The following is a 21,328-nucleotide window of genomic DNA, read 5'->3' as shown; positions in this document are numbered from 1 at the left end:
CTAGCGGGCGAGCCGCCCGTTCGAGAGTCGCTCCAACGCCTCCTCGATCACGTCGCGCTGCTTGGTGAAGGTCCACCTGACCAGGTGTTTCCCGGCATCCGTGTCATAGAAGCCCTGGAGCGGCACGGCCACGACCCCGGCCCGCTCGGGCAGCGCCCGGCAGAACTCCAGCGAGTCGGCCCAGCCCAGCTCCTCGACGTCGGAGACGGCGAAGTAGGTGCCCTCCGGGATCGTCACGTCGAGGCCGATCTCACGCAGCCCGGCGCAGAGCAGGTCGCGGCGCCCCTGCAGATCGTGGGCGAGCTCCTTCGGCCAGCCGTCGAGATGATCGAGGGCGTACGCAGCCGCAGGCTGCAGCGGCGCACCGGAGGTGAACGTCATCCACTGCTTGGCCGCCAGCAGCGCCTGCACGAGACGCTCGGGGCCGGTGGCCCAGCCGACCTTCCAACCGGTGAAGGAGAACGACTTGCCGATGCTCGACAGGGTCAGGGTGCGCTCGCGCATCCCGTCGAGGGTCGCGATCGGGATGTGCGCCATGGCGTCGAAGGTGAGGTGCTCGTAGACCTCGTCGGAGACCACCGTCAGGTCGTGGTCGCGCGCGAAGGCGGCGACGGTCTCCAGCTCGTCGCGGGTGAGCACGGTGCCGGTCGGGTTGTGCGGGGTGTTGAGCATGAGGAGCTTGGTCTTCGCCGAGACGGCCGCCTCGAGCGCCTCGCGCGGCAGCCTCCCGCCCGGCGCGGAGGCGTCGAGACTGAGGGTCACCGGGCGACGTACGCCGCCGGCGAACTGCACCATCGCCGGGTAGCTGTCGTAGTAGGGCTCGACGAGGATCACCTCGTCGCCCGGGTCGACCAGGGCGAGGATGGCGGCGGCGATGCCCTCGGTGGCGCCGGTGGTGACAGCGACCTCACGGGCGGGGTCGAAGGCGAGGCCGTAGTGGCGTCGCTGGTGGGCCGCGACGGCCTCGCGCAGCGCCGGGACGCCCGGGCCGGGCGCGTACTGGTTGCGCCCGCTCTCCAACGCGGCGACGGCCTCCTTGATGATCTCGGCCGGGCCGTCCACGTCGGGGAAGCCCTGGCCGAGGTTGACCGCGCCCGTGGCCACGGCCAGGGCCGACATCTCGGCGAAGATCGTCGGCGGGATGCCCTGGAGTCGTCGCGCGGTCGTACTGCCGATGGTCGGTACCTCGCCCTCGCTCATGGGACTTAGGCTATGGCCCGTGACAACCGACGCCGCCCTCGCCGCCGACATCGACGCCACCTGCCGCCTCCACGGGGAGTTCACGCTCCGCTCGGGGCAGGTCAGCGACACCTACTTCGACAAATACCTCTTCGAGGCCTCCCCCGAGCTCCTCGAGCGGGTCGCTGCTCGCATCGTCGAGCTGCTGCCCGAAGGCACCGAACTCCTCGGCGGCCTCGAGCTCGGCGGCATCCCGATCGTGACGATGGTGTCGGCCAAGACCGGTATCCCGGCGATCTTCATCCGCAAGAAGGCCAAGGAGTACGGCACCGCCAAGCTCGCCGAGGGCCCTTCCTTCTCCGGGAAGAAGGTGACGCTGATCGAGGACGTGATCACCTCCGGCGGTGCGGTGCGCGACGCCGTCAACGCGTTGCGTCCGCTCGGTGCGATCGTCGACACCGTCGTGTGTGCGATCGACCGGTCGCCGGAGCCCGGGGAGTCGCTGCGTGACGTCTCGCTGGAGGTCCGGTCGGTGCTGACCCGGGCGGACCTGGACGCGGTCAACACCGCTTCATAGATCCTTCATGTTGGGTCGCTAGGCTTCGGCCGCCCGGCCACCGACACCCCTGATCCCGAGAAGCGAGCATCATGATCCTCACCGCCGCCACCCAGACCGAGGAGCTCACCGGCGTCGCCGGCTGGGCCGTCGACCTGATGGACAAGCTCGGCCCGGTCGGCGCCGGCCTCGGCATCGCGCTGGAGAACCTCTTCCCGCCGCTGCCCTCCGAGATCATCCTGCCGCTGGCCGGATTCACCGCCGCCCAGGGCCGTTTCACGATCGCCGAAGCGCTGATCTGGACCACGCTCGGCTCCGTCGTCGGTGCGCTCGCGCTCTACCTCGTCGGCGCGCTCATCGGGCGCGACCGCGTCTACTGGGTGGGCGAGAAACTGCCGCTGGTCAAGACCTCCGACCTGGAGAAGACCGAGGCGTTCTTCGAGAAGTACGGCGCCTGGACGGTCTTCTTCGGCCGCTTCATCCCGATCTTCCGCTCCCTGATCTCCGTGCCCGCCGGCGTCACCCGGATGCCGATCTGGAAGTTCCTCGTCCTCACCACCATCGGCTCCGCGATCTGGAACACCATCTTCGTCGTCGCCGGCTACCAGCTCGGCGACAACTGGGAGAAGGTCGAGCCCATCGTCGGCCGCTTCCAGAACATCGTCATCGTCGTCGTCGCGGTCGCCGTCGTCGCCTGGATCGCCGTGCGGGTCTACAAGATGGTGCGGGGCCGCAAGAACGGCGCCAAGGACGACTCGCTCGTCGGCTAGTAACGCTGGTGGGTCGGCGGCGTCGTGCCCGGCGGCGCCACGACCGGTTGCTGCCAGGGGTCGCCCGGCGCACGCCGGGCGAACCAGGCGCCTGCTCTGCCGGCGTACAACATCACCAGCGCGGTGATGATCAGCGCCGGGTAGAGCACCACGAAGATCGAGAGCAGCGCGGCGATCGAGCCGATGACGGTGAGCAGGATCCGAGCGACCTTCGAGCGGAACAGCACGATGATCCCGAGCGGGATCGCGGCCAGGCTCAGCACGCCGCACACGACGAACCAGATCACCATCGTCAGGGTGACGCCCTTGTCGGAGGACGACGGGTCGTTGTAGTCGGCGATGCCTGCCGGGACCATGAACAGCGAGATCAACAACGAGATCACGGCGCCCACGATCGTCATCACCGCGGCCGCGGTCACCGTGCCCGGACGGGCGTCGGGATCGACCTGCTTCGGCGGGTAATAGGGAAGGTACGCCGGGGGCTGGCCGTATCCCGGTTGGGGCTGGGCGTAGCCCGGAGGCACCTGGCCGTACCCCGGGGGCGCCTGACCGTAGCCCGGCGGGACCTGACCCCACCCCTGCGGCTGGTTCGGGGCGTACGGCGTCGGGGGCGGAGGCGGGACGGGCTGTTGCACAGGCGGCTCCTGACCCTCGAACGGCGGCTTTCCGCCGTAGGGGTTGTCGAAGGAGCCGTACTGATCTGACATGCCGCGGAGCCTATCCGGCCGGTGGTCTCACCGGCTGCTGTATATCGGGTCGGGTCTTTGTCCGGTCGGGGCTTATCGGTCGGGGCTTACCGGTCGGGACTTACCGGGTGGCGTCGTCGCCGCGGCTGCGGAACCAGGCAGCCGTCTCCGGACGCAGCAGGAACGAGAAGGTCGCGACCGCGGCGAGGGAGATGGCGACGGCGGGCGGGAAGGCCAGCGCGAAGAGGAGCAGCGCGAGTGCCGCGAGCCCGGCGGTGATCATCAGCGCGATCCGCGCCCACGCGTAGCGGCGGAGCGCAAGGACGGCGAAGACTGCCGCCGCGACGCACACCAGCGTCACCAGGATCGCCATCGACCAGGCCGAGGCGATGATGATGTCGGTCGTGTAGAGCTTGGCCATCTCGCGCGTGGCCGCGTCGCTCTCCGCCTGCTTGCGCACCTGCTCGAGGATCAGATCGGGGTTGGCGGTCGCGGTGACCGCCGAGGCGATCATCATCAGCGCGGTGACCCCGGACCCGATCCAGGTCAGCGCCGCCGCGGCCATCACCGCGCCCGGTCGGCGCGTGCTGCTCGTGGTCTTCGCGTGAACCATCGGGCCGGCCCACGGCGGCGGCTGCCGCTCCGAGAGGCGAACCGTGCCAGGAGTCGAGTCGGAAGTCGAGTCAGTGGTCGAGTCGGGGGCCGACCCGGTGCTCGGGTCGGTGGCCTGCGGCGGAGCCGGCGGGACGTACGTCTTCTGGTCCGGGTCTCCCCCGCCCTCGGCCTCACGCTTGGTCGGTGAGACTCCGTCGAACCAGTCGCGGGTGGGCGACATCCACAGCAGGATGACGGCGACCGCTGCCAACGTCGACCAGAAGCCGCCGCCGAACATGCCGCCGAAGAAGAGCGGCGCCGCGATGATGGTGAGCGCGAGCCGTGCCTGCTTGCTGCGCTGCAGCACGTGCCACCCGAGGATCACCGCCGCCGCCGCGAACGCCCCGGTGACCAGCGCCGCCACGTGCATGAAGTCGAGGATGCTGTCGAGACCGATCCCCGAGCCTGCCAGCGGGGGCTCGGAGAGCACCTTCTCCACCCGCTCCCGGGTGTCGAGGCTGCGCAGCCCCGAGATCTGGTCCCAGGCCGCCACCACCGTAAGCAGCGAACCGAGCACGATGAGCCACCCGGCGAGGGTGGCCTGACCTGGGCGGGGAACCTTTGTTTCAGACATGTCGGGAACCATTTTCTCATCCGCCCCAACTCCCCTCACCCCCACCCGTCGACAACCCCCACCCCGCCCGTCGAGAAGTCACTCCTGCAGGCCGAAGAGTCACGTCTGCAGGCCGAGACGTCACCGCCGTACGTCGAGGAGTCGCTTCTGCAGGTCGAGTAGTCACGCGGGTGACTCCTCGACCTGCAGAAGTGACCTCTCGGCCTGCAGACGTGACCTCTCGACCGTCGCCCGTCACTACTCGGCCTGCAGGAGTGACTTCTCGGCGTGGGATCGGAGGCGGTCGAAGGCCTTCGGAGTCCTGGGGATCGTGGGGGTCTGCAGGGCTTCGGCGATCGTGTGTGCGCAGGCGGCGGGAGGGGTGGCGGTGGTGTCGACGCGGAGGTCGTACGCATGGGTGTAGACGAGGTTCTGCGAGCGGGCCAGGCCGGAGGGGCGGTCTCCGCGTGCCGTCTCGCGCCGCTCGAGCTCCTCGGGTGAGCACCAGACCTCGACGAGAGTGACGTCGAACCCCTCGAGCACCTCGACGAGGTCGTCGATACGCCAGGACTCGCTGAGCGGATAGTCCATGATCACGTCGTTGCCGACCGAGGCCATGGCCGCGACCGCTCGGTGATAGCCGAGCCGGGTGCGCCGCAGCATCTGCGCGATCTGGGCATCGTCGAGATCACGCGCGTGCACGGTCGATCGCATGCCGCTGATCTCGTCGACCGGCATCAGGAACCACGGGTCGTCGAGAAGTGGCAGCAGCTCGCGTCCGATGCTGCTCTTGCCCGAGCTCGATGCCCCGTTGAGCAGGATGATCCGTCCTCGCCGCATATGAGGAGATTATCGACCGCCGAGAAGTCACGTTCGCAGGTCGAGTGGGCACCTGGATGCCCACTCGACCTGCAGGAGTGACTTCTCGGCCTGCGGGGGTGACTCCTCGGCAGGGGATGGGTGGTGGGTCAGACCTCGAGGGTGAGGCCGTCGCCGGAGGGGTCGCGGTCGACGTGGACCTCGCCGCCGTCGGTGACCTCGCCGCCGATGAGCATCCGGGCGAGCGGGTCGCCGATGGCGGACTGGATGAGGCGGCGCAGCGGCCGGGCACCGTACGCCGGGTCGTAGCCTGCCTCGGCCAGCCACTCCCGCGCGGCGGGCGTGACGGAGATCGAGATGCGGCGTACGGCCAGACGCTTCTCCAGGAGGCCGAGCTGGATGTCGACGATCCTGGTGAGGTCGGTCAACGACAGCGCGTCGAACATGACCACCTCGTCGAGACGGTTGAGGAACTCGGGCTTGAACGAGGCCCGCACCACCGCCATCACCGACTCGTGCTTCTCGTGCTCCTCCATCACCGGGTCGACCAGGAAGTTGGAACCGAGGTTGGAGGTGAGGATGAGGAGCGTGTTGCGGAAGTCGACGGTGCGACCCTGGCCGTCGGTCAGGCGACCGTCGTCGAGCACCTGGAGCAGGATGTCGAAGACCTCGGGGTGTGCCTTCTCGACCTCGTCGAGCAGCACCACCGAGTAGGGGCGACGTCGCACGGCCTCGGTCAGCTGACCGCCCTCGTCGTAGCCGACGTAGCCCGGAGGCGCTCCGACCAGACGAGCGACCGAGTGCTTCTCGGCGTACTCCGACATGTCGATACGCACGATCGCGCGCTCGTCGTCGAAGAGGAAGTCGGCCAGCGACTTGGCCAGCTCGGTCTTGCCCGTGCCCGTCGGTCCCAGGAACAGGAACGAACCGGTGGGCCGGTTGGGGTCGGCGATGCCCGCACGCGAGCGGCGTACGGCGTCAGCGACCGCGGTCACCGCGGAGCGCTGGCCGATCAGCCGCTGCCCGATCTCGGCCTCCATCTCGAGCAGCTTGGCCTGCTCGCCCTGGAGCATCTTGCCGGTCGGGATGCCGGTCCACGCCTCGACCACCTCGGCGATCTGCTGGGCCGCGACCTCCTCACCGACCAGCCGGTCGGTGACCTCGTCCTCGGCAGCAGCCGCCGCGGCGATCTGCTCCTCGAGCACCGGGATCTTGCCGTAGAGGATCTCGGACGCCTCGCCCAACGACCCCTCACGCTGCAGCCTCTCGGCCTCGCTGCGCAGCGCGTCGAGCTGCTTGCGCAAAGCACCTTCGCCCTCGAGCGAGGCCTTCTCCCGCTCCCAGCGAGCCTCGAGCCCGCGCAACGACTCCTCCTTGTCGGCGAGCTCCTTGCGCAGCGCGGCGTGGCGCTCCAGCGAGGCGTCGTCGGACTCCTTGGAGAGCGCGAACTCCTCCATCTTCAACCGGTCGACGGCGCGCCGGAGCTGGTCGATCTCCTCCGGAGACGACTCGATCTCCATCCGCAGCCGCGACGCGGCCTCGTCGATGAGGTCGATCGCCTTGTCGGGAAGCTGCCGCCCGGTGATGTAGCGGTCGGAGAGCGAGGCGGCAGCCACCAGCGCGGCGTCGGTGATACGCACGCCGTGGTGGGCCTCGTACTTCTCCTGGATCCCGCGCAGGATCTGCACGGTGTCCTCCACCGACGGCTCGCCCACGAAGACCTGCTGGAAGCGACGCTCCAGGGCCGGATCCTTCTCGATCCGCTCGCGGTATTCGTCGAGCGTGGTCGCGCCGATCATATGCAGCTCACCGCGCGCGAGCATCGGCTTGAGCATGTTGCCGGCGTCCATCGCGGAGTCGCCACCGGCGCCCGCGCCGACGACGGTGTGCAGCTCGTCGATGAAGGTGATGACCTGCCCCTCGGCGGCCTTGATCTCCTCCAGCACGGCCTTGAGCCGCTCCTCGAACTGCCCGCGATACTGCGCCCCGGCGACCATCGCCGCCAGGTCGAGCGAGAGCACACGACGGCCCTTCAGCGAGTCGGGTACGTCGCCCGCGATGATCCGCTGCGCGAGCCCTTCGACGACCGCCGTCTTGCCGACACCGGGCTCACCGATGAGCACCGGGTTGTTCTTCGTACGCCGCGACAGCACCTGGACGACCCGGCGGATCTCGGAGTCGCGCCCGATCACCGGGTCGAGCTTGCCGCGCTCGGCGGCATCGGTGAGGTCCTGGGAGTACTTCTCGAGCGCCTCGTAGGAGTCCTCGGCATCCTGCGACGTCACCCGGCGGTTGCCGCGCACGGCCTTCAGCGACTCACGCATGCCCTTCTCGGTGAGCCCGACGTCCTTGAGCACCTTCTGCGCCGACGACTCGACGGTCGCGAGCGAGATGAGCAGGTGCTCGGTGGCGGCGTAGTCGTCCTTCAACGACGTGGCCAGCGTGATCGCGCCGGCCAGCACCCGGGTCAGCCCACCGGAGGCGGCGGGCTGCTGCACCGTGGACCCGCTGGCCCGCGGGAGACCGTCGAGCTCGGCGGTCGCGAGCCGGAGCACCTCGTCGGCGTCGACGCCCGACTTGTTGACCATCGACCTCGCGGTGCCCTCGTCCTGCTGCAGCAGCGCGACGAGCAGATGGATCGGCTCCGTGGTGGTGTTGCCCGCCGTGGTGGCGGACAGCTGGGCGGCCTCGATCGCCTCACGGGCCTTGGTGGTGAACTTGTCGGCCGAAAACTGGCTCATCTGTGTCTGCACTCCTCCTGGGACGCCTGGGTATGCCGCGAGTGCGTGTCACCCGCACTTATCTCAACACATCCAAAGTTGAGTGTGTTCCACTCAAGTTTGCCAAATTGCCCCAAGGCCGGAGAAAGCTCAGAGAGGGTCGAGCCCGGTCACCTTCCACGTGCCGTCGACCTTCGCGGCCTCCACGGTGAGCTGCGCCGCCGAGATGGACGACTCCTTGTCCGTGGAGCGCTGGGTGGCCTGGTCGAGGAAGACGAGCAGCTCGGCGGAGTCGGCGTCGAGCGTCTTGACCGCGGCGACCTGCACCTGGGCGCTGAGGGTCAGCTTCTGACCGGGCGCCTTCTTCTCGAGCTGCTTGAACAGCAGGTCGTAGTCCTTGCGCGCGTCGCCGGCCAGGAACTCGTCGGCGGCGGCCGCGGTCGGCTTCGGGTCGGAGAAGTTGTAGGAGAAGACCTGCGCCAGGCCGGTCGAGACCGCCGACTGCACCTCGGAGGTGGCTTTGGTGTCGACGACCGCCCGGTTGCCGACGTGGTCGGTGTTGCGCGCCCGGTGGGCCTGCCAGAAGGCCCCGAGGCCCAGGACCAGGACGAACGCGAGAATGTAGGGCGCCCAGCGGCGAAGAGACCCGGTCATGACATGTTCACCGCTACCTGCTCGAGGCTCTCGAGGAGCCACTGATCGCCCACCTTGACCAGGTCGGCGGAGAATCTGTTGCGCTTGACGGTCGGCTCGGCGTCGGCGTCGGCGCCGTCCTTCACGGTGATCTCGACGGCCGCGATCACGGTCGCGCTGTTGTCGTCGAAGTCGGTCATTGCCGCGTCCATCACCGACCCGGAGGAGATCTTCTGCTGGTCGGCGAGCAGCTTGCGCTCGTCGTCGGAGACCTCGGCGAGCTGGTCGTGGAGGGTGCCGGTGGTGACCTCCGCCCAGCTCTTCAGGCCCTCGTCGACCTTGCGGTAGTCGAGCGAGTTGAGCGTCTCGATGTTACTGGTCGCCACGATCAGCACCCGGTCGCGGCGGGCGGCGTCGTCGACCATCTCCTGGTCGTGACCGGTCGCGCGCCACCAGCTCACGAGCCCGGCGACCAGCACGCACAGCACGACGGCCGGGACGCCCCAGGTCAGCACGCGCTCCCGCGTCGACCTCGGCTCCTTCGTGGTCTCGACGACCTTGACCGTCGGCGACTTCGCCTCGACCACCGGCGGCTCCGTTCGTTCTCGACCAGCGGGCTCGGCCTCGATGGGCTCGACCTCCGGCGACTTCGTTGCTCTCATCACTCCCCCATCAGTCCGGCGAGCGTCTCAGGGACGGTAACCGTCCGCGGCTCGGCTGTCTTGGCTTTAACGGTCTTCGGTTTCGGCACGGTGTCGCAGCCGGCCGCGGTGTTGAACGGCTTGCCCTTGCTCACATCGGTGCCGGCACGCAGGTCGGTGCCCTGGTAGCCGGAGACGCACGGGAGCGGGTTGAAGAACGACGGCATCAGGCTCAGCCGAAGCCCCTTCGAGCTGTTGACCGCCCAGCCGATGCTGACCGCCTCGGGCACGGTCACGAAGGTCGACTCCAGCGCCGCGGCGTTGGTGCCGAAGAGCTGGGCCGGCGTGACCAGGTTGCTCATCAGGATGCCGAGCGGGCCGCCGACCTCCTTGACCAGCCGCGAGACCTCCTGGGTGGCCCCGGGAGTCGCGCCGATCAGGTCACGCAGGTCCTTGTCAGAGTCGGCCAGGGTGTCGGAGAAGAGCGAGAGGTCGTTGCTCCACGCCTTGATGCTGGCCGCCGACTCCTCCTGCGTCTCGAGCACCTGCCCGGAGTTGCGGATCAGGCTCGCCGAGACCAGGAAGCTCTCGTCGGCCTCCTGGTGGAACTGGGTGGAGGTGTCGATCAGCCTCCGCAGGTCCGAGCCCGCGCCCTGGGAGAGCAGGTAGGACTCGTCGATCGTCGTCTTCAGCGCGTCCTGCGGCACCGACGCCACTAGGTCGCGACCGCTCTCGATGACCCGAGCGGCCTCGTACGGAAGCGCCTCCTCGCCGGCGGAGAGCCGGTCGCCGTCGGAGAGATGATCGGAACCGACGGCACCACCGCGCATGTCGAGATACTGCTCGCCGATGGCCGACCGGTTGGCGACCTTCACCGTGACGTCGGCGGGGATCGCGGGTGCGTCGCTCTTGATCTCGAGGAGAGCCCGTACGCCGTCGGCCTTCGCCTCCAGGGAGGTCACCTCACCCACGGGCACGCCGCGGTAGGTCACCTCGGAGTTGACGAAGAGCCCGCCGCCCTCGGGCAGCGACACCTCGACCTGGTAGGGGTCGTCGAGCAGGTCCAGACCGACGTAGCGCGCGCCGACGTAGCTGGTGCCCACGAGCGCCAGGGCGACGAAGAGCCCGAGCTTGACGCGTACGCCTCCGGTGAGTCGCTGCATCACGGGCTCCCTTCTACGGCGCCGCCGTCGGCACCGTCGGGTGTGTTCTGGGTCGAGGGCGCTTCCGGTTCGGTCGTCGGGTCGGTCGGCGACTCCGACGGCGAACCCGAGCTCGAGGGATCGCTCGGCGAGGTCGACGTGTCGGGGTCGGGATCACCGGAGGACGGGTCGGAGGTCGAGGGCGACGAGGAGCCGGGCGTGGTGGGGATGATCGAGGGCCCGGGCATGGACGGCGAGGAGGAGCCCGGCACCGACGACGACGTCGAGGGCAGCAGCCCCGGCGCACCCGGCGACCCGGCCTGGGAGGGGGCCGAGCCGCCGGATCCCCCTGCCACCGCCGGCTGCAGCCAGTCACAACCCTTGGCTTCGCAGTCGGCGGGAGTTCGGAAGTTCGTGAGCATGAACAGGTTCATGTAGTCGCCCCGGATCGCATTGAGCACCTCGTCGGGGAACGGGTAGGTGAAGAGGATCTCGAGCGCATACGGCAGGTCGGAGCCGGCCTTGGCGAGCTGATCGAGGATCGGGTCGAGCAGCTTCAGGTCGGCGACGATGTCGTCCTGGGCGGCGTTCAGGGTGCGCACCGTGACGTTGGCGAGCCTGTCGAGCGCCTCGAGCATGGCGACCAGCTGGGGCCGCTGCTCGACGAGCACCCGCATGCCCGGCGAGAGCCCTTCGAGCGCGTTGGCGATCTTCGACTTGTCCTTGTCGAGCGTGACCGCCAGGTCGTTGAGGGAGTCGATCGCGGAGGTGATCGACTCCGAGCGCGAGTCGAGCACGGAGACGAACCGGTCGATCTCGTGCAGGAAGGCCTTGATCTCCTCCGGCTTGCCGTCGGAGACCTTCTGCAGCTCGCGGGAGATCTCCTGGAACTGCGCGATCCCACCGCTGTTGAGCACCATCGACAGCGCCCCGAGCACCTCCTCGACCTGCGCCGCGGCGGCGGTGTCTCCACGACCGAGCACCGAGCCGTCGCCCAGGGGCTCGCCCGCGACCGGGGTGGTGGGCCGGATCAGGGCGACGTACTTCTCACCCAGCAGCGAGGTCTGCTGCAGCCGCGCGGTGGTGCCGGCGGGCAGCGAGACGTCGTCACGCACCACGAGCGAGACCCGGGCGCTGCGTCCGTTCTCGGTGAGCCGGATCTTGGAGACCCGCCCCACCGAGACGTTGTCGACCTTGACGCTCGACTGGGGCACCAGGTCGAGCACGTCGGCGAACTCGGCGCTCATCGTGATCGGGTCGTCGCCCACATCGGCCCCACCGGGCAGCGGCGCCTCGTAGACACCTCCGCCGATCGAGCCGAGCCCGCAGCCCGACAGGGTCAGCGCCGCGGCCCCCAGGACCGCTGCGAGCGCGCGAGCGCGAGTGCCGGCCATCACTGCTCCTCTCCCACACCCGGGAGGAGCACCGGCGGTGCCTCCTCGGACGTCTTCGCGCTGAGCCCGTCGCGGGACCAGACCGGGCTGATCTCGTTGAGGTTCGTACGGCCGACGAGGGTGTTGGTGCTCGGGTCGTAGGCGTTGACGTACTTCTGCAGCAGCTGCGGGATCGTCGCCACCGCCTCCTCGAGCGACTCGTTCTGGTCGGCGAGCACCTGGGTCGGGCCCTGCAGGTTCTCGACGCTCGAGCGCATCTGGCCGCGGTTGTCCTCGATGAAGCCCTCGAGCATCCCGAGCGCCTCGCCGAGGTTGGTCACCGCCGAGGCCAGGTCGTCACGATCCTCGGCCAGATACTGCGTGACCTGGGCGAACTGGCGGTTGGCGTCGCGTACACCGTCGTCGTGCGCGAGGAGCGTGTTGTTGAAGGTGTTGAGGTGCTCGACGGTCGCGAAGAAGTCCTGGTCGACGTTGGCCAGGGTCGCCGATGCGTCGGCGGTCTCACCGATGACCTGGTTGATGTCGGCTCCCTGCCCGTCGAGGTTGGCCGCGAGCACCTTCAGCAGCCGGGAGAGCGCCCCGTTCTGGTTGGCGCCCTCGGGGCCGAGCTTCTCGCCGGCATCGGTCAGCGAGGCGTAGAGGTCGTCGATCTCGACCGGCACAGCGGTCTCCTCGATCACGGTGCCGTCGCGCAGCTTCGGCCCGTCGACGTGGGGCTCGGTGAGCTGCACGAAGCGGTCGGAGACCAGCATCGGCGCGACGATCACGGCCTCGGTGTCGGCAGCGGCGGCCTGGCCGGGGTCGAGCTCCATCGTGACCTTCACGTGCTCGCCGTCCGGCTTCACCTCGGTCACCTTGCCCACCGGCACGCCGAGGATCTGCACGTCGGACCCGGGATAGAGACCCACCGAGGCCTCGAAGAGCGCGGAGAACTTCGCGCCCTTGCGCCCCTCCTCGATCCCGTACGCCGCGCCCCACCCGATCGCGCCGACGGCTGCGATCACGAGGACACCTGAGAGCACACGTCTGAAGTTCATTTCTTCGCTCCTGGCCGGCAGTCACGATTGACGTCGTTGTCGAGCACGGGTGCCTGGTCCTTGTCGAAGAGGCCGCAGCCGTAGACGTCGATCCAGGGTCCGTTGCTCATCGAGGCGCCGATCACCCGGTAGTAGGCGCCGATCTGGGAGAGCGCCTTGTCGAGGTGGTCCTGGTTGCGCTGCAGCACCTTGGCGACCTGGTCGAGCTTCTCGAGCGCGGGCCGGAGGCGCTTCTGGTTGTCGGCGATCAGGCCCTTGACCTGCTTGGCGAGGTCGTCGGTGTGGGTGAGCATCTGGTGGATCGACTCGCGGCGGGCGGCCAGCTCGTCGAGCAGCTTGTCGCCGTCCTCGATCAGCAGCCCGATCTCGTCGTTGCGGTCGGCGAGGGTGCCGGTGACCTTGGAGGTGGTGCGCATCAGCTCGGCCAGCTCCTGGTCGCGCGAGGAGACCGTGCGGGAGAGCCGGGTGAGCCCGGAGACCATGCCGCGTACGTCTTCGGGGGTGTCCTTGAAGGTCGTGGACAGGGCGTCCATCGACTCCTCGACCTGGTCCATGTCGATCTCGTCGACGGTCGTGGAGAGGTCGGAGAAGGCGGCGTTGACGTCGTAGGGCGTCGTGGTGCGCGAGAGCGGGATCGGGTCGCTGAGCCGCCCGGAGCCGCCCGGGTCGAGGGCGAGGAACTTGCGCCCGAGCAGCGTCTTCACCTTGATCGAGGCGGTGGTCTGGCCACCCAGCGAGACATCCTTGGCACGGAAGCTGACCAGCACCTTGTCCTTCGAGAGCTCGATGCCGGTCACCTCACCGACCTTGACCCCGGCCACCCGCGCCTCGTCGCCGGCACGGATGCCGCCGGCCTCGGCGAAGTAGGCCTGATAGGTGCGGCCACCACCGACGATCGGGAGGTCGTCGGCATGGAAGGTGGCGAAGAAGGTCAGCGACATCGCCGCGATCCCGACCAGAGCCAGCACGACCTTGTTGCGCTCGGCGAACGTCTTCGGATAGCGAGCCATCAGCGGCACCTCCCTGCAGGTGATTCGACACCGAGGTCGCCGTAGTAGCCCTCGGGTCTGGGGATCCGCCCGTCGATGGAGCAGATGTAGAAGTTGAGCCAGCCGCCGTAGGTGGCCAGTCGACCGAGCTCGTCGGTCTTCTGCGGCATCGTGGTCAGGAAGCGGTCGATCACCTTGTCGTTCTCGGCCAGGTTCTCCGAGACGTCGCCGAGCGAGTCGATCGACTTGCGCAGCGGCGCCCGGCCCTCGCTCAGCAGCCCGGCGACGCTCTCGGTCAGGTTGCCGACGCCCTCGATCGTCGAGCCGATCGTCTTGCGGTCCTCCGCCAGCCCGGAGACCAGCCGCTGCAGCGTCACCAGGGTGGTGTCGAGCTGTCCGGTGCGCTGGCTGACCACGTCGAGCACGGAGTTGAGGTTGGTGATCAGCTCGCCGATCACCTGGTCACGGTCGGCGATCGTCGAGGTCAGCGACGCCGTCGACGACAGCAGCGACTCGACGGTGGTGCCCTCGCCCTGGAAGACCGCGATGATCTGGGCGCTCAGGTTGTTGACGTCGTCGGGGTCGAGGAACTTGAACAGCGGCTGGAACCCGTTGAACAGCATCGTCAGGTCGAGCGCCGGCCGGGTCTCGTCCAGGGTGAACGTGTATCCGTCCTCGAGCGCCGCCGCGCCGGTCGCGCCGGGCTCGAGCGCGATGTAGCGCTGGCCGATCAGGTTGCGGAAACGCAGCTCTGCCCGGGTGCCCTCGACCATCGGGGCCGACTCCGCCGCGGTGAAGGTCACCTCGGCGGTGTCGTTCTCCCGCAGCCCCACCTTCTCGACGGTGCCGATCTTGACCCCGGCCATGCGTACGTCGTCGCCCTTGTTGAGGCTCGTCGCGTCGGTGAACAGCGCCGTGAAGGTGCGCCCCGACGAGCTCGTGCTGTTGGTGATCGTCGTCGCCAGCGCCATCGTCGCCAGCACGGTCACGACCGCGAAGACGATCGACTTGGTCAGCGTCACCGCGACCGATCCTCCTCCGTTCGTCCTCATCGCACGATCACCTTGGTGCCTCTCAGTGCCGGGCCGAGCAGCAGGCTCGACCAGGTCGGATATTCCTCGGGCGCCATGCCCGCTGTCGGTGCCATCACCTCGGCGATCAGCTGGTTCTCGCTCTCGGAGTTCTGATCACCCAGGCCGGTGGTGGCACCGAAGTTGCGCACGCGGTCGCTCGGCGGGGCACCGATCTGCTCGGCGACACCGGTCATGGTGGGCCGGCTGCCGGTCTGGCCGGTGACGTAGGGACACCGGGCCTTGCCCTTGCGCAGCTTCGGCACGTAGCCCTGGGGATAGGGCTGGCGGATCCCGGAGACGCTGACCACGGCGTGGATGCCGTGCTTGTCGGTGCCCTTGCCGAGGTTGCGCGCCATCTCGGGGACGTAGTCGCGCAGGGCGCTGAACAGGCACGGGAACGAGGTGGCGTACGGGCTCACTGCGCGGAGCGCGTCGCGCCCGGAGTCGGAGAGCACCACGATCGTCTCGCGGTTGCGCTCGAGCCACCTGTCGGAGTCCTGCGCGGTCGTGGTCACCGAGCGGAACGTGTCGGAGAGCTGCTCCTGCTGGTCGACCAGGGTCTTCGCGGTCACGGTCATCGTGTCGAGCGCTTCGAGCAGGTCGGGAGCAGCCTCCTCGAGGTGACCCGCGACCCGCCCCAGCGAGGCCAGGTCGTCGGTCAGCTCCGGCACCAGCGGGTTGAGCTTGTGCAGGTAGTCGGCCCAGTCGGCGAACACCTCACCGATGTCGCCACCGTTGCCGCGCAGCATCGTGGCCAGCTCGCTCAGCGTCGCGTTGAGCTTGTGCGGCTGGAGAGCCTTGAGCACCGGCAGCAGCTCGTCGAGCACCTGCTCCAGCTCGACGGCCTCGTCGGAGCTGTCCTGCTTGATCGTGTCTCCGGCCTCCAGCTCGGGCCCGGCCGCCGGCTGCAGCGCGACGTAGCGCTCGCCGAAGAGGGTCTTCGGCAGCAGCCGCGCCGTGGTGGCCCGGGTCAGATCAGGAAGTACGTCGGGCTCCAGCGCCAGCGTCAGCTCGGCGCCGCCCTCACGGGCCGCGACGGTGCGGACGGTGCCGACCGGCACGCCACGCAGCTTGACGTCGGAGCCCTCCTGGAGCGCGCTGCCGAGGGTGCCGGTGGTCAGCTGCACCTCGGAGCGGTCGACGAAGGTCTGGTCGTAGGCCAGCCAGGCGCCGAGCGCCACACCGGCGACCACGGCCAGGTAGCACAGGCCGAGGAACGCGTCACGGACTCTTCCCAGGCTCATCCCGCGATCCTCACTGTGGTCGTCGCGCCCCACATCGCCATCGAGAGCGCCAGGTCGAGCACCGCGACGACGACGATGGTGCGTCGCACCGACCGGCCGACCGCGATGCCGACGCCCGAGGGCCCGCCGCTGGCGAAGAAGCCCAGCCGGCAGTGGATCAAGATGATCAGGATCGAGAAGATCAGCACCTTGCCGAACGAGAGCAGGATGTCGACGGGTGGCAGGAAGAGCTGGAAGTAGTGGTCGTAGGTGCCCGCCGACTGCCCGTGGAAGTAGACCGTCATGACCCGGGAGCCGGCGTACGACGTCAGCAGCCCGACGATGTAGAGCGGGATGATCGCGATGAAGCCCGCGACCACCCGGGTGGAGACCAGGTAGGTGATCGTCTCCAGGCCCATCACCTTGACCGCGTCGATCTCCTCGTTGATCCGCATCGCGCCGAGCTGGGCGGTGAAGCCCGCCCCGACGGTCGCCGACATCGCCAGGGCCGCCACCAGCGGCGCGATCTCACGGGTGTTGAAGTAGGCGGAGATGAAGCCGTTGAGCGTCGAGGTGCCGATCTGGTCGAGGGCCGCGTAGCCCTGCATACCGACGACGGTGCCGACGAAGATGCTCATCCCCGTCATGACGCCGATGGTGCCGCCGATGATCGCCAGCGCGCCGGTGCCGAAGGAGACCTCGGAGAGGATCCGCAGGATCTCGCGCGGGTAGTGGCGGATCGCCGACGGGATCGCCACCAGCACCTTGCCGTAGAAGCGGATGTCCTTCCCCGACTGCACCAGGCCGTCGAGCGCCCGGTCCCACCGGGGCCGGCGGCGCGCGGCCGGCGCCCCGGCCGAGGTCGCGCCTTTGGTGGCGACAGCCATCTCAGGCTCCCTTCCCTGGAACGAGCTCGAGGTAGAGCGTCGTGATCACGAAGTTGACGAAGAAGAGCAGCAGGAAGGTGACGACGACCGACTGGTTGACCGCCTCCCCCACGCCCTTGGGCCCGGGCTTGGTGTTGAGGCCGCGGAAGGAGGCGACCAGGCCGGCGATGAGGCCGAAGAGCACGGCCTTGAGCTCGCCCACCCACAGGTCGGAGAGCTGGGCGAGGGCGGTGAAGGAGGAGAGATAGGCCCCCGGCGTACCGCCTTGGATGACGACGTTGAAGAAGTAGCCGCCGAGCACGCCGACGACGCTGACCAGGCCGTTGAGCAGCACGGCCGCGAACACACAGGCGAGCACGCGTGGCACCACCAGCGCCTGGATCGGGTCGACGGCGATCACCTTCATCGCGTCGATCTCGTCGCGGATCGTCCGAGACCCCAGATCCGCACAGATCGCGGCCCCGCCCGCCCCCGCGATGACCAGCGAGGTCACGATCGGAGCGGCCTGCTGGACGACGGCGAGCACGGAAGCGGCACCGGTGAACGACTGGGCCCCGATCTGCACGGTCAGCGTGCCGAGCTGGAGCGCGATCACCGCTCCGAACGGGATCGCGACCAACATCGCCGGGATCCACGACACGGAGGTGACGAACCAGAACTGGTCGAGCAGCTCGCGGGCCGCGAACGGACGGCGGAAGGCCGCCCGGAACGTGTCGAGGCCGAGCGCGAAGAGCGCGCCGACCTGGTCGAGGCTCCGGCTGACCGGGTCCTTCACACGTGGTCGTGGCGGGACTCGGTCAACCTCGTCGTCATCGGCTGTGTAGAGCGCCGCGGCGCCGCTCGCGACCCGGTCGCCGTGACGCACCGCGCCCTCGCGCGGGGTGCCGCCGGCCGGGCTGAGCTGACGCGGCAGCACCTCGATGGCGCGGGCGCCGGCGCGGATCGCCACTCCCCCGGAGGGGTAGTAGGCCGCGCCCTCGACGTAGTCGTCGTTGACGCCGTGGTCGGTCTCTTCGCTCATCCCGATCGGGCCGATCGGGTCACCGCTCATGAACTGCGAGACGACGGGGTGGTCGGTGAGCAGGAACTCCTCACGCGGGCCGAACATCACCAGGCGACGCCGGTAGAGCATGCCGAGGTTGTCGGGGAGCGTACGCGCCAGCTCGATGTTGTGGGTGACCACCAGCATGGTGGCGTCGGTGGCCGCGTTGACGTCGACCAGCAGCTGGGCGAGGTTGGCCGTACGCACCGGGTCGAGGCCCGAGTCGGGCTCGTCGCACAGGATGATCGACGGCTCGGTGACCAGCGAGCGGGCCAGGCCGGCGCGCTTGCGCATGCCACCGGAGATCTCGCCGGGCAGCTTGTGCTCCTGGCCCATCAGACCGACGAGGTCAAGCTTGTCGTTGGTGATCTGCTTGATCTCGGACTCGCGCTTCTTGGTGTGCGCACGCAGCGGGAAGGCGACGTTGTCGAAGACGCTCATCGACCCGAACAGCGCACCGTCCTGGAAGAGCACACCGAACCGCTTGCGCAGCTCCTGCCGATGCGACTCGCGCGCCTTGACCATATCGACGCCGTCGACGAGACAGCTGCCCTCCTCGGGCCGCAGCAGCCCCATCATCGACTTGAGGAACACCGACTTGCCGGTGCCCGAAGGCCCCAGCAGCGCGGTGATCTCGCCCTGAGGCAGCGTGAGAGTCACGTCGCTCCAGATGTTCTGGGACCCGAAGCTCTTGGTGAGCCCTGTGACCTCCACGGTGCCGCCCATCGCGGGCCTCCCTGATCTGCCGATGTGAGTTCGTCGTCGTCCCGGACAGTACGTGTGGCTCACATCACAGGGGAGCCCTAATCGGATCGAGCAGCAAAATAGGGGCCTGTTTTGTCATGCGCATGACAAAACAGGCGCCAGATCGCTGCCGAGAGAGGCCTCGCGTGGATGCGTGAGGGGTGCGGGCGTACCGAATTTCGGGCGCAGGAGCGGCGGAGTCATGCCAAGGTGGTCGATACCTTCTCGGGCATGCTGGACGAAGGAGTACTTGCGTGCGACGGAGCACGAGATGACACAGACCCAGCAGTCCCCAGGACTGCCCGGGTCGGCTGTGTGGATCCTGAAGAGTCTCGAGAGCGAGGTGCGGCCGATCGCTCGTGAGGTCACCCGTCACCTGCGGGAGGACCTGCCCGCCGAGACCGAGGGCTTCGCCGATCTCATCTACACCGCCGTGCACGGCGCCATCTCTCACTTCATCGACCTCGGCCTGGGCCGATCGGCGCCCTACATCGCCATCGACGACCACTTCCGCAAGGTCGGCTTCCGGGTCGCGGTGCTCGGCGAGGAGCGGGCGCTCGTCGACGCGGGCATCGACATGGCCACCACGGAGCTCTGGGACGAGGTGCGTCGCCGGGCGGTGGAGAACGAGGTCTCCGCCGCGGCCCTGAATGCGCTCAACGAGATGATGAAGTCGTACGTCGAGCATCTATCGTCCCAGGTCAGGACCGGTTTCGAGGCCGGCACCGAAGCGCGCGACCAGGACAACGACGTCGCCCGGGCCCGGCTGATCGACCGCATGCTCTCGGGTGCCTCCTACGACGACATCGAGATGCAGGCGACCCTCGGCAGCTGGGAGCTGCCCGAGAAGGTGACCGTGATGGCGGTCGAGCTGACCGACGGGAGCCGGATCCCCCACGACGCGCTGCCGGCGACCGCCCTCACCCGCCGGCGAGAGCCCACCCAGGTCGTGATCTGCCCTCCCCACGACACCACTGCCGTGACCAAGCAGCTGCGGGCCGCGGCGCCGAAGGCGCGGATCGCGGTCTGCTGGCCGGTGCCGCCCGAGGACGTCCCGGCCGCATGGCGCTGGGCCAACCGCGCCCTGGGGCTGGTCAACGCCAAGGTGATCCCCGCCAAGCCGGTCATCAACTGCCTCGCCCACCGCACCGAGATCTGGCTCCACGCGGAGCCGATCATGCGCCGCCAGCTCGCCCAGGAGCTGCTCGAGCCGCTCCTTGCCGAATCCGCCAACTCCCGCGAGATCCTCACCGAGACCCTGCTGGTCTGGCTCGAGACCCGGGAGAGCGCACCGGCGATCGCGGCCGTCCTCGGCGTGCACCCGCAGACCATCCGCTACCGGTGGAAGCGGATCAACGAGCTCTTCGGGGAGTCGTTGCGCGACCCCGAGTTCGTCACCCAGCTCCTGCTGCTGCTCAAGGCGAGCGTGCCGTTGTGGGTGGCCGGCGACCAGAGCGACTTCGACCGCTATCAGCAGCAGACCGGGGCGATCCAGCCATGACCGCGGCGCTGGTCGTGCTCGGAGCCGGGGCGGCGATGGCCTACGTGCTGGGGTCGTGGTTTCCGCGCATCGTCGCAGGCTGGGTGGGGCGTGGCCACGGGATCGAGTCGGTGCCGGCGCCCGCCTGGGCGACGGCCGCGAAGGTCGGCACCGTGGTGCTCGACCGGTGGGGCACGGTGACCACCGGCAAGCTGAGGGTGACCACGGTCGACCCGCTCGAGCCCGATCATCTCCGCAACCTGCGCTGGTTCGCCGGCGCGCTGGAGCACGAGGCCGAGGGCCGGCTGGCGCGGGCGATCGCGCGGATCTCGCCGCGGGGCAAGGTGACCGCCTTCGAGCAGGTGCCCGGGTGCGGTGTGCGCGGCTCGGTCGACCGCCACCCGGTGCGTGTCGGGCGGCCGGGCTGGGTCGGCATGGCCGAGCGCAACGACCTCGGTGTGGTCGTCGGCGTCGAGCTCGACGAACGGCCGCTGGGCTATCTGGTGGTCGGCGACGACATCCGCAAGGACGCGACGGCGTCGGTCTCCCGGCTCACCGCTCTCGGGGTGACGCCGGTGCTGGTCTCCGACGACACCGCCCGCAACACCGAGCATCTGGCGCAGTCGTGCGGCATCGAGCGCTGCCACCCCGAGATCGCTCCCGAGAAGCGCGCCCGGCTCGTCGCCGAGCTGCAGGAGCAGGGGCAGGTGGTGGCCTTCGCGACTTCCCGCGCCGAGGACGCCGAGGCACAGGCGGTGGCCGACCTGGGCGTGGGCGGGGGTGGCGGCGTACGCCTCCAGGATCTCGACGCCGGCCGCATCGCCACGCTGCTCTCGACGGCACGCGGGGTGGTCGCCGGATCACGCCTCGCGCGGGTGCTCGCACTGGTGCCGGCGGTGGTCGGTCTGGCGCTGGTGCTGCTCGGTCTCGGCTCGGTCCTGATCGCGGCGGTCTGCGCGGTCGCAGCCCTGGTGACGGCCGCCGTCGTCGGGGCGATCGTGGTGGTTCGGAGCCAAAACTTGTCACGTACGTGACAAGTACGCCCCCGAATCGGCTCCCACTTCACTGATTACGTTGTGGCGCGGCTCACATCCATGGCTGGATCT

General features: G+C 69.1%; 19 protein-coding genes. 4 read left to right on the top strand and 15 right to left on the bottom strand.

All coding sequences use genetic code 11. The annotated features are described in order from the left end of the window. Window positions 1–1,200 (bottom strand): aminotransferase class I/II-fold pyridoxal phosphate-dependent enzyme, encoded by a 1,200-nt coding sequence (locus FB381_RS03450; protein ID WP_141778993.1) that lies wholly within the window; start codon window positions 1,198–1,200, stop codon window positions 1–3. A gap of 19 nt (window positions 1,201–1,219) precedes the next feature. On the opposite strand from FB381_RS03450, the gene pyrE reads away from it, so the two are divergent. Together pyrE and FB381_RS03440 are read left to right on the top strand one after the other, a co-directional pair. After that, window positions 1,220–1,756 (top strand): orotate phosphoribosyltransferase, encoded by a 537-nt coding sequence (pyrE, locus tag FB381_RS03445; RefSeq protein ID WP_141778992.1) that lies wholly within the window; start codon window positions 1,220–1,222, stop codon window positions 1,754–1,756. Between the two features lie 71 nt (window positions 1,757–1,827). Next, window positions 1,828–2,505, top strand: coding sequence for a DedA family protein (locus tag FB381_RS03440; RefSeq protein ID WP_141778991.1), 678 nt, complete (start codon window positions 1,828–1,830; stop codon window positions 2,503–2,505). Here the strand turns inward: FB381_RS03440 and FB381_RS03435 are convergent. The 14 genes from FB381_RS03435 to FB381_RS24555 form a co-directional block, all read right to left on the bottom strand. Then, window positions 2,502–3,212, bottom strand: a complete 711-nt coding sequence (locus FB381_RS03435; protein ID WP_141778990.1) for a DUF4064 domain-containing protein — start codon at window positions 3,210–3,212, stop codon at window positions 2,502–2,504. The genes FB381_RS03440 and FB381_RS03435 overlap by 4 nt on opposite strands. Window positions 3,213–3,312: 100 nt before the next feature. Further along, window positions 3,313–4,419, bottom strand: coding sequence for a hypothetical protein (locus tag FB381_RS03430; protein WP_141778989.1), 1,107 nt, complete (start codon window positions 4,417–4,419; stop codon window positions 3,313–3,315). Window positions 4,420–4,656: 237 nt separating this feature from the next. After that, on the bottom strand, window positions 4,657–5,238 hold the full coding sequence (locus FB381_RS03425; RefSeq protein WP_141778988.1) for a chloramphenicol phosphotransferase CPT family protein: 582 nt from the start codon (window positions 5,236–5,238) through the stop codon (window positions 4,657–4,659). A 128-nt stretch (window positions 5,239–5,366) separates the two neighbouring features. After that, complete coding sequence (gene clpB / locus FB381_RS03420; protein ID WP_141778987.1) at window positions 5,367–7,958, bottom strand: ATP-dependent chaperone ClpB; 2,592 nt, start codon at window positions 7,956–7,958, stop codon at window positions 5,367–5,369. A gap of 129 nt (window positions 7,959–8,087) precedes the next feature. Continuing rightward, a complete protein-coding gene (locus FB381_RS03415; protein ID WP_141778986.1) occupies window positions 8,088–8,591 on the bottom strand; it encodes a hypothetical protein in 504 nt (167 codons plus the stop codon). Further along, window positions 8,588–9,232, bottom strand: a complete 645-nt coding sequence (locus FB381_RS03410) for a hypothetical protein (RefSeq protein WP_141778985.1) — start codon at window positions 9,230–9,232, stop codon at window positions 8,588–8,590. Before FB381_RS03410 ends, FB381_RS03415 begins: the two co-directional genes overlap by 4 nt. Next, on the bottom strand, window positions 9,232–10,374 hold the full coding sequence (locus FB381_RS03405) for an MlaD family protein (RefSeq protein ID WP_141778984.1): 1,143 nt from the start codon (window positions 10,372–10,374) through the stop codon (window positions 9,232–9,234). The genes FB381_RS03410 and FB381_RS03405 overlap by 1 nt, the downstream gene beginning before the upstream one ends. Beyond that, window positions 10,374–11,747, bottom strand: coding sequence for an MCE family protein (locus FB381_RS03400; RefSeq protein ID WP_141778983.1), 1,374 nt, complete (start codon window positions 11,745–11,747; stop codon window positions 10,374–10,376). Before FB381_RS03400 ends, FB381_RS03405 begins: the two co-directional genes overlap by 1 nt. After that, complete coding sequence (locus FB381_RS03395; protein ID WP_141778982.1) at window positions 11,747–12,784, bottom strand: MCE family protein; 1,038 nt, start codon at window positions 12,782–12,784, stop codon at window positions 11,747–11,749. The genes FB381_RS03400 and FB381_RS03395 overlap by 1 nt, the downstream gene beginning before the upstream one ends. Beyond that, window positions 12,781–13,794: an MCE family protein gene (locus FB381_RS03390; protein WP_141778981.1), complete on the bottom strand. Its 1,014-nt coding sequence runs from the start codon at window positions 13,792–13,794 to the stop codon at window positions 12,781–12,783. Before FB381_RS03390 ends, FB381_RS03395 begins: the two co-directional genes overlap by 4 nt. Then, a complete protein-coding gene (locus FB381_RS03385) occupies window positions 13,794–14,825 on the bottom strand; it encodes an MCE family protein (protein WP_141778980.1) in 1,032 nt (343 codons plus the stop codon). Before FB381_RS03385 ends, FB381_RS03390 begins: the two co-directional genes overlap by 1 nt. Next, complete coding sequence (locus tag FB381_RS03380; RefSeq protein WP_141778979.1) at window positions 14,822–16,090, bottom strand: MCE family protein; 1,269 nt, start codon at window positions 16,088–16,090, stop codon at window positions 14,822–14,824. Before FB381_RS03380 ends, FB381_RS03385 begins: the two co-directional genes overlap by 4 nt. After that, complete coding sequence (locus FB381_RS03375; RefSeq protein ID WP_141778978.1) at window positions 16,087–16,956, bottom strand: MlaE family ABC transporter permease; 870 nt, start codon at window positions 16,954–16,956, stop codon at window positions 16,087–16,089. The genes FB381_RS03380 and FB381_RS03375 overlap by 4 nt, the downstream gene beginning before the upstream one ends. A 1-nt stretch (window position 16,957) precedes the next feature. Beyond that, window positions 16,958–18,724: an ABC transporter permease gene (locus tag FB381_RS24555; protein WP_141778977.1), complete on the bottom strand. Its 1,767-nt coding sequence runs from the start codon at window positions 18,722–18,724 to the stop codon at window positions 16,958–16,960. Window positions 18,725–19,013: 289 nt separating this feature from the next. Here FB381_RS24555 and FB381_RS03365 point away from each other — a divergent pair, with 289 nt between their 5' ends. Next, window positions 19,014–20,243 (top strand): PucR family transcriptional regulator, encoded by a 1,230-nt coding sequence (locus tag FB381_RS03365; protein WP_141778976.1) that lies wholly within the window; start codon window positions 19,014–19,016, stop codon window positions 20,241–20,243. Further along, the gene (locus FB381_RS03360) at window positions 20,240–21,256 is read left to right on the top strand and encodes an HAD family hydrolase (protein WP_141778975.1); all 1,017 of its coding nucleotides are present in this window, start codon (window positions 20,240–20,242) and stop codon (window positions 21,254–21,256) included. Before FB381_RS03365 ends, FB381_RS03360 begins: the two co-directional genes overlap by 4 nt. The last annotated feature ends 72 nt before the right edge of the window (window positions 21,257–21,328 follow it).

Origin of the sequence: Nocardioides albertanoniae (assembly GCF_006716315.1) — a bacterium.
In the GTDB taxonomy this organism is placed as follows: Bacteria; Actinomycetota; Actinomycetes; order Propionibacteriales; family Nocardioidaceae; genus Nocardioides; species Nocardioides albertanoniae.
This window is presented reverse-complemented; position numbering and strand designations above follow the sequence as displayed.

Bases quoted from the DNA above. Each gene is read 5' to 3' on its own strand.
- FB381_RS03450 (WP_141778993.1), bottom strand. From the start codon at position 1,200: ATGAGCGAGGGCGAGGTACCGACCATCGGCAGTACGACCGCGCGACGA.
- FB381_RS03440 (WP_141778991.1), top strand. From the start codon at position 1,828: ATGATCCTCACCGCCGCCACCCAGACCGAGGAGCTCACCGGCGTCGCC.
- FB381_RS03435 (WP_141778990.1), bottom strand. From the start codon at position 3,212: ATGTCAGATCAGTACGGCTCCTTCGACAACCCCTACGGCGGAAAGCCG.
- FB381_RS03430 (WP_141778989.1), bottom strand. From the start codon at position 4,419: ATGTCTGAAACAAAGGTTCCCCGCCCAGGTCAGGCCACCCTCGCCGGG.
- FB381_RS03425 (WP_141778988.1), bottom strand. From the start codon at position 5,238: ATGCGGCGAGGACGGATCATCCTGCTCAACGGGGCATCGAGCTCGGGC.
- clpB (WP_141778987.1), bottom strand. From the start codon at position 7,958: ATGAGCCAGTTTTCGGCCGACAAGTTCACCACCAAGGCCCGTGAGGCG.
- FB381_RS03415 (WP_141778986.1), bottom strand. From the start codon at position 8,591: ATGACCGGGTCTCTTCGCCGCTGGGCGCCCTACATTCTCGCGTTCGTC.
- FB381_RS03410 (WP_141778985.1), bottom strand. From the start codon at position 9,232: ATGAGAGCAACGAAGTCGCCGGAGGTCGAGCCCATCGAGGCCGAGCCC.
- FB381_RS03405 (WP_141778984.1), bottom strand. From the start codon at position 10,374: ATGCAGCGACTCACCGGAGGCGTACGCGTCAAGCTCGGGCTCTTCGTC.
- FB381_RS03400 (WP_141778983.1), bottom strand. From the start codon at position 11,747: ATGGCCGGCACTCGCGCTCGCGCGCTCGCAGCGGTCCTGGGGGCCGCG.
- FB381_RS03395 (WP_141778982.1), bottom strand. From the start codon at position 12,784: ATGAACTTCAGACGTGTGCTCTCAGGTGTCCTCGTGATCGCAGCCGTC.
- FB381_RS03390 (WP_141778981.1), bottom strand. From the start codon at position 13,794: ATGGCTCGCTATCCGAAGACGTTCGCCGAGCGCAACAAGGTCGTGCTG.
- FB381_RS03385 (WP_141778980.1), bottom strand. From the start codon at position 14,825: ATGAGGACGAACGGAGGAGGATCGGTCGCGGTGACGCTGACCAAGTCG.
- FB381_RS03380 (WP_141778979.1), bottom strand. From the start codon at position 16,090: ATGAGCCTGGGAAGAGTCCGTGACGCGTTCCTCGGCCTGTGCTACCTG.
- FB381_RS03375 (WP_141778978.1), bottom strand. From the start codon at position 16,956: ATGGCTGTCGCCACCAAAGGCGCGACCTCGGCCGGGGCGCCGGCCGCG.
- FB381_RS24555 (WP_141778977.1), bottom strand. From the start codon at position 18,724: ATGGGCGGCACCGTGGAGGTCACAGGGCTCACCAAGAGCTTCGGGTCC.
- FB381_RS03365 (WP_141778976.1), top strand. From the start codon at position 19,014: ATGACACAGACCCAGCAGTCCCCAGGACTGCCCGGGTCGGCTGTGTGG.
- FB381_RS03360 (WP_141778975.1), top strand. From the start codon at position 20,240: ATGACCGCGGCGCTGGTCGTGCTCGGAGCCGGGGCGGCGATGGCCTAC.